General features: G+C 66.1%; 6 protein-coding genes and 1 pseudogene. 3 read left to right on the top strand and 4 right to left on the bottom strand.

What is annotated here, in order from left to right; all coding sequences use genetic code 11:
* The coding region (locus VIR09_RS07875; RefSeq protein WP_332012372.1) for a phosphate acyltransferase at positions 1–1,058 on the top strand (1,058 nt) is incomplete at its 5' end.
* 188 nt (positions 1,059–1,246) lie between these two features.
* On the opposite strand, the gene VIR09_RS07870 is transcribed toward VIR09_RS07875, so the two are convergent.
* The 3 genes from VIR09_RS07870 to VIR09_RS07860 form a co-directional block, all read right to left on the bottom strand.
* Positions 1,247–1,627: a hypothetical protein gene (locus VIR09_RS07870; protein WP_332012371.1), complete on the bottom strand. Its 381-nt coding sequence runs from the start codon at positions 1,625–1,627 to the stop codon at positions 1,247–1,249.
* 127 nt (positions 1,628–1,754) lie between these two features.
* Positions 1,755–2,111: a DUF4148 domain-containing protein gene (locus VIR09_RS07865; RefSeq protein ID WP_013395898.1), complete on the bottom strand. Its 357-nt coding sequence runs from the start codon at positions 2,109–2,111 to the stop codon at positions 1,755–1,757.
* A 287-nt stretch (positions 2,112–2,398) separates the two neighbouring features.
* Positions 2,399–2,614 carry a SlyX family protein gene (locus VIR09_RS07860; protein WP_332012370.1) on the bottom strand — a complete coding sequence of 72 codons (216 nt, stop codon included), beginning with the start codon at positions 2,612–2,614 and terminating at the stop codon, positions 2,399–2,401.
* Between the two features lie 78 nt (positions 2,615–2,692).
* Here VIR09_RS07860 and VIR09_RS07855 point away from each other — a divergent pair, with 78 nt between their 5' ends.
* Positions 2,693–4,777: a TonB-dependent receptor gene (locus VIR09_RS07855; RefSeq protein ID WP_332012373.1), complete on the top strand. Its 2,085-nt coding sequence runs from the start codon at positions 2,693–2,695 to the stop codon at positions 4,775–4,777.
* A 9-nt stretch (positions 4,778–4,786) separates the two neighbouring features.
* Here the strand turns inward: VIR09_RS07855 and VIR09_RS07850 are convergent, their stop codons facing one another.
* On the bottom strand, positions 4,787–5,419 hold the full coding sequence (locus VIR09_RS07850) for a nitrogen fixation protein NifQ (RefSeq protein WP_332012369.1): 633 nt from the start codon (positions 5,417–5,419) through the stop codon (positions 4,787–4,789).
* A 177-nt stretch (positions 5,420–5,596) separates the two neighbouring features.
* Between VIR09_RS07850 and VIR09_RS07845 the strand changes: the two are divergent.
* Positions 5,597–6,260: pseudogene (locus tag VIR09_RS07845) on the top strand (ankyrin repeat domain-containing protein); the annotation flags it as partial.

The following is a 6,260-nucleotide window of genomic DNA, read 5'->3' as shown; positions in this document are numbered from 1 at the left end:
CCTACGAAGAGCAGCTGCAGCAGTTCGTGTACCACTCGGGCGCTTTCATGAAGCCGCTGTTCTCGGCGTCCAAGCGCATCGTGCGCGAAGGCGGCAAGGCCCGCATCGTGTTCGCCGAAGGCGAAGACGAGCGCGTGCTGCGCGCCGTGCAGGTGGTGGTGGACGAAGGCCTGGCCCGTCCGATCCTGGTCGGCCGTCCGTCGGTGCTGCTGACGCGCATCGAGAAGCTTGGCCTGCGCCTGCGCCTGGGCGAGGACGTCGAAGTCACCAACCCCGAATACGACGAGCGTTTCCACCAGTACTGGACGACGTACTGGGAACTGATGTGCCGCCGCGGCATCACCAAGGAAATGGCGCGCGTGGAAATGCGCCGCCGCCTGACGCTGATCGGCGCGATGATGGTGCGCCTGGGCGATGCCGACGGCATGGTCTGCGGCACGGTCGGCGCCTATCACGACCATCTGCGCTTCGTGGACGAAGTGATCGGGCGCCGTCCCGGCCACAACGTGTACGCGGCAATGAACATCCTGCTGCTCAACGAGCGCACGGTGGTGCTGGTCGACACGCACGTGAACGACGAGCCCTCGGCCGAACAGATCGCGGAATTCACCGTGGCCGCCGCCAACGAGATGCGCCGCATGTACCTGGCGCCCAAGGTGGCGCTGCTGTCGCGCTCGAATTTCGGGTCGGGCAGTTCGGCTTCGGGCGCGAAGATGCGCCGGGCGCTGGAACTGGTGCGCGAGATCGCGCCGGACCTGGAGATCGACGGCGAGATGCATGGCGATTGCGCGCTGGACGAAGCGCTGCGCATGCGGATCCTGCCGTCCTCGTCGCTCAAGGGCGAGGCGAACCTGCTGGTGTGCCCGAACGTGGACTCCGGCAACATCGCCTACAACCTGCTCAAGACGGCGGCGGGCAGCAACGTGGCGGTGGGTCCGTTCCTGCTGGGCGCGAATGCGCCGGTGCACATCCTGACCTCCAGCTCCACCGTGCGCCGCATCATCAACATGACCGCGATGACGGTGCTGGACGCCAACCGGGTGGAAGCCTCGGCCTGATCCGGTTCTTGCGCGCGCCTGCACGGCGGGCGCGCACGCGGCACAAAACAATGCGCGCCGCTCCATCAAGGAGCGGCGCGCATTTTTTGGCGCTGGCGCAGCAGTTGGGGTTCGCGCTGGCGCAGAAGTTGGGGTTCGCGCTGGCGCAGAAGTTGCTTTTCGCGCTGGGGGTTCAGCGCAACGCGACCTTAGTTGCGGCTGGCCTTCCAGGTGCCGTCAGGCTGCTTGCAGAACCAGAACTGCCACTTTTCAGTGGTCGCGCCGCGGGCGAAATCGCCGACCAGGAAGCGGCAGACGCGGTCGTCCTTGACCTTGCTGGTCTGCGTCGGCGTCAGCTGCACGGTGATGGGCGGCGCCTTTTTAGGCTGGTGCGTACTGCTCCATTGGGTGCGCTGGCCGTCGGCCGAGCTGTTCAGCGATTGCGCCACGGCTTCGTGGAACGAGGGCTGATCGCCCTTGGGGATCTGCGTGATGATGGCATTGTTCAGCATCACCGGAGGCGCGGCGAGCGCCGGCGCGGAAATGCCACAAGCCACCAGCAAAGAGGCGAGAACGCGGGTGTGTTTCAAGATGGGCTCCCTGTTGAGTCGTAGTGTTATGCCTGATCTTGGGGCGATAGTACGCGAACAGACAAAAAAATGCCGCCAGATGCTGGCGGCCAAGGTACAACAAGGGGAGGGGTAAATCTGCGTGCGCTTAGTTGGCGTGGTAGACGCCTTGGAAGGGCACGTTGTTCGGTTCCACATCGGCCATCTGGCCGGCGGCGCGGGCGGCAGCCAGTTCGGCGCGCACTTCAGCGCGGGTCTTGCCGGTGGCGGGCGTGCCGTAGACGCCTTGGAACGGAACGTTGTTCGGTTCCACTTCGGCCATTTGGCCGGCAGCCTTGGCGGCGGCAAGTTCTGCCTGCACTTGGGCGCGGGTCGGGCCTTCATACGGGGTGCCGTAGACGCCTTGGAACGGAACGTTGTTGGGTTCGATGTTGGGCGAGGCGGCGTAGGCGCCGGCGCTCAGCGCGGCCAGGGACATCATCAAAGCGGTAGCGAGGGTCTTCATGGTAAATCTCCGATTTCAAGAGCTTTGGGAGCGAATCGGCGGCCTATCCGTCTGGTTCGTTGCTGTTTCCCGATGACTCAATAGTGCGCTGAATCGGAGTAGGGATAAACCCGTATATCGGTAAAAGATATTTCCATCAGTGGAAAGATAGTCGGTTTATTTGGATATATTTTCCATTTATGGAATTGGGGACGCCCTTTCCAGACAAACGAAGGCCTGGAACGCGGGTAGTTCCATGAGGTTCTGGGTGCAGGCGGGGAAGACCGGCGCGGCGGGCGCGGCCGGTATCAGTAGTGCGGCGGTATTTCGTCGCGCAGGCTGCGGAAGGGGGCGCCGCCCTCGGGCGACTGCTGGCGCAGGTCGGCGACTTCACGCATCAGCCGGTCTATCTGCTGTTGCTGGCGCACGATGATCTGGTTGAGCTGTTCCAGCATATCGTCCGAGAAGCTGGCCTTGACCTCCAGCTCCAGCAGGCGGCGTTCGATGTCTTGCGATTTATCCATGGCGGGTATTAGAACCGATTCCCGCCGCGGCCCCTACAGGAGGCGTGTTTGGCGCAGCGGCAGTGGTGGCGTACGGGCATGGGGCGCTGGGCCGTGCATGGCCTGCTGGCCTCGTTTCCAGCGGGGGCTGCCTGGGCCCAGGAGGCGGAACCGCTGTTGCCCGCGGTGGTGGTGACGGGGACGCGCCTGGGCACCTCGGTGCTGGACACGCCCGCGTCGGTGAACGTGGTGGAAGGCGCGGCCATGCGCCTGCAGCAGCCGGGCATCAACCTGTCCGAGGGCCTGGCCGGCGTGCCGGGCCTGCAGATCCAGAACCGCCAGAATTACGCGCAGGATTTGCAGATATCCAGCCGCGGCTTCGGTGCGCGCTCCACCTTCGGCGTGCGCGGCGTGCGCCTGTACGTGGACGGCATACCGGCAACCATGCCGGACGGGCAAGGGCAGACGTCGAACATCGACATTGGGTCCATCGGCCGCGTTGAAGTATTGCGTGGTCCGTTTTCGGCGCTGTACGGCAATTCCTCGGGCGGCGTGATCCAGGTGTTTACCGAGGACGGCGTGGAACCGCCGTCGCTCGCGGCCAGCGGCTGGGGCGGCAGCTACGGCACCTGGCGCTATGGCGCCCGCGCCAACGGCGCCAGCGGCGGACTGGACTACGTGCTGGACCTGACGCGTTTCACCACCGACGGCTACCGCGACCACAGCGCCGCGCGCAAGAACCTGGGCAATGCCAAGCTGGGCCTGCAACTGGACGACGCCAGTCGGCTGACCATCGTGGCCAACAGCGTGGACCTCAAGGCGCAGGATCCGCTGGGACTGACCTACCGACAATTCCAGGACGATCCGCGCGCGGCTCCGCTGGCGCAGCAATACGACACTCGCAAGACGGTCAGGCAGACCCAGGGCGGCGCGGTTTACGAGCGCATGGTGGACAGCCGCAACACCTTGCGGGTGATGGTCTATTACGGCCAGCGCGACACCACGCAATACCAGGCGATTCCCCCTGCCGCGCAGATGGCGCCGACCCAGGCCGGCGGCGTCATCGATCTGAAGCGCCAGTACGGCGGCGCGGACCTGCGCTGGACCTCCGAGCTGGCGATGGCGGGCCGGCCCCTGACCCTGGTCGGCGGCTTTGCCTACGACTCCATGCGCGAAGACCGCAAGGGCTACCAGAACTTCAGCGGCGAGGGCGCCAGCCGCCAACTGGGCGTGCAGGGCGCGCTCAGGCGTAACGAAACCAATACCGTCTACAACGCCGATCCTTACCTTCAGGCCTCCTGGCAGCTGTCGGAGCGCTGGACGCTGGATGCGGGCCTGCGCTACAGCACCGTCAGCTTCGACTCCAACGACCATTACATCGTGTCCGGCAATGCCGACGACAGCGGCGATGCGCGGTATCGCAAGGCCTTGCCGGTGGCGGCCATCCGCTATGCGCCGAATTCCGACCTGAGCTTTTATGCTTCCTACGGTCGGGGTTTCGAGACGCCAACGCTCAACGAGATTTCCTACCGTCCTGGCGGCCTGCCTGGCCTGAATTTCGGCCTGGCGCCCGCGCTCAGCACCAATCTGGAGGCCGGCGTGAAGGCCAGCATGGCGGGTGGCCTGCTGACCGCCGCCGTGTTTCATACCGGCACCGACGACGAGATCGTGTCGGCGGGCAGCTCGGGCGGACGGACCACCTATCAGAACGCCGGCCGTACGCGGCGCGATGGCGTGGAACTGGGCTGGTCCGGCGAATTCGCGCGCCATGGGCGCGCGCAGCTCGCCTATACCTGGCTGAATGCGCGCTATGCCGACGACGGGCCAGGCGATATCCGCGCCGGCAACAAGATCCCCGGCATCGCGCGCCAGGCCGCGTATGCCTCGCTGGCCTGGGCGCCACCGGAAGGCTGGCAGGCCTCGCTGGAAGGGCGTTTCCTCAGCAAGATCTATGTCAACGACGCCAACGACGGCGACGCGCCCGGCTACTTCGTGGCAGCGCTGAGCGCGGGCTACGTGCTCAAGGCGGGAGCTTGGGAACTGAACGCCTATGGGCGTGTGGACAACCTGTTCGACCGGCGCTATGCCGGGTCGGTGATCGTCAACGAAACCAACGGACGTTATTACGAACCGGCGGCCGGACGCAGCCTGGGAATGGGCGTAGGCGCGACCTACCGGTTCTGAGGCTGGCGCTCAGTCCGGCATGTCCGGATAGCAGAAACCGTAGTCTTCGCAGGCCGGACAGCCTGGTGCGGCGGCGGGCGGCAGGCCCGCCTGCTCACAGGCGGAGTAGGCCAGGAACTGCTTCCATCGCAGATTGCGCACATTGCGCACCACCAGTCCCGGATAGTGGCGCGCCAGCAGGAAGGTCACGTCCTCGCGGCCGGACAGGCCCAGGTCCCGCCACAGATGGTCGGGCCGCAGACAGGCATGCGCCAGCACGCTGCTGACCCAGGGCGTGGTACTTGCGCCGGGTGTGGCCCAGGTGTCCAGCAGCGCGCGCAGCAGGCGCATGAATTCCGCCTGGGCCGTATCCATGCTGCGGGCTGGGTAGATGGCGGCTTGCTCGCGCAAGGCGGCCAGCGCGGAATCGTGTCCCGTCAGCGCGCCGGGAAAGAGGCGCGCGATCAGCCCTTCCAGCTCCCGGGACGACAGGCCGCTGCGTCCCAGGTCGCCACAGGCCAGGCTCTTGCCGATGACCGTGGCGAAGAACCCCGCGTCGGGATGGCCCGGCGGCGCATGGCGCAGCAAGGCGCCAGCGAACCGCAGGGGGGGTTCGGCGCTACCGGCCGGGGCTGTTGCGGGGGCGATCGAAACGGCGTGCATGGCTGAGGAGCGTGGGCGCAGAATAATTAAACTGTTAATGAAATCGTTATGTTGTCGAATATATAACGAAACTTGTCCGCAGTCTTTGCGGCAAAGCACCGATGGCGGCGCTTTCCGGATTGCCGCGGGAAGGCGCGTATCATCGGCGCCTTCTTATCCGTCCCCTGAAGCTTCCGCATGCCGCGTTCCTTCCGCCCCGCTGTTTCCCGCCTGTGCGGCGCCGTCGCGCTGGCGCTGGCCGGCCTTGCCGCCATGCCGCAGCTGGCCACGGCTTCCGACATCGGCGCAGTCATCGAGTCCATCCGGCTGTCGCGCTATCCGCTGCAGGAACCCGAGAGGCGCGTGTGGGGCACCGAGAACGTCAAGGACGCGGTGCTGGTGGGTCAACTGGAGAACCGGCTGTACCTGTACCGCTACGTGCGCGAGACGGGCAAGGAGTTCAAGCTGGATTTCCGCTCCGGGCCGCTGGCGATAGATCCGGCTTCCTGGAAGGCGTCGCGCGAGGAACGGGTCAGCGTCAGGACGCCGCGCAACGGCGAGACGCATTACTGGGTCGGCTATTCCTATAACGATGCGGACGAGGCGCGCGCCACGGGCTTTCTGGTGGACGCGACGGGCGAGGCCTATGAGGTGGCTGCGGACGGCGCGCTTGCGGTCGTGAGCGGCAGCCGGCCTTGGGACGATGCGCACAAGGCCGCCATTGTGGCCGCGTTGCGGCCAGCGCTGCTGGACTATCCCAACCGCCTGAAGACGTTTCCGGCCCAGGTGCGCTTCGAGCAGCGCGCGCCGGAGGACGCGCAGGCCGGGTTTCTGGCCCGGCACCAGGCGGCGCGGGCCATGC

It is taken from the genome of Achromobacter sp., assembly GCF_036567245.1.
Lineage (GTDB): Bacteria > Pseudomonadota > Gammaproteobacteria > Burkholderiales > Burkholderiaceae_B > Achromobacter.
This window is presented reverse-complemented; position numbering and strand designations above follow the sequence as displayed.

Excerpts from the sequence above, each read along its gene's own strand:
- VIR09_RS07860 (WP_332012370.1), bottom strand. The coding sequence starts at position 2,614 with ATGGATAAATCGCAAGACATCGAACGCCGCCTGCTGGAGCTGGAGGTC.
- VIR09_RS07850 (WP_332012369.1), bottom strand. The coding sequence starts at position 5,419 with ATGCACGCCGTTTCGATCGCCCCCGCAACAGCCCCGGCCGGTAGCGCC.
- VIR09_RS07855 (WP_332012373.1), top strand. The coding sequence starts at position 2,693 with ATGGGGCGCTGGGCCGTGCATGGCCTGCTGGCCTCGTTTCCAGCGGGG.
- VIR09_RS07865 (WP_013395898.1), bottom strand. The coding sequence starts at position 2,111 with ATGAAGACCCTCGCTACCGCTTTGATGATGTCCCTGGCCGCGCTGAGC.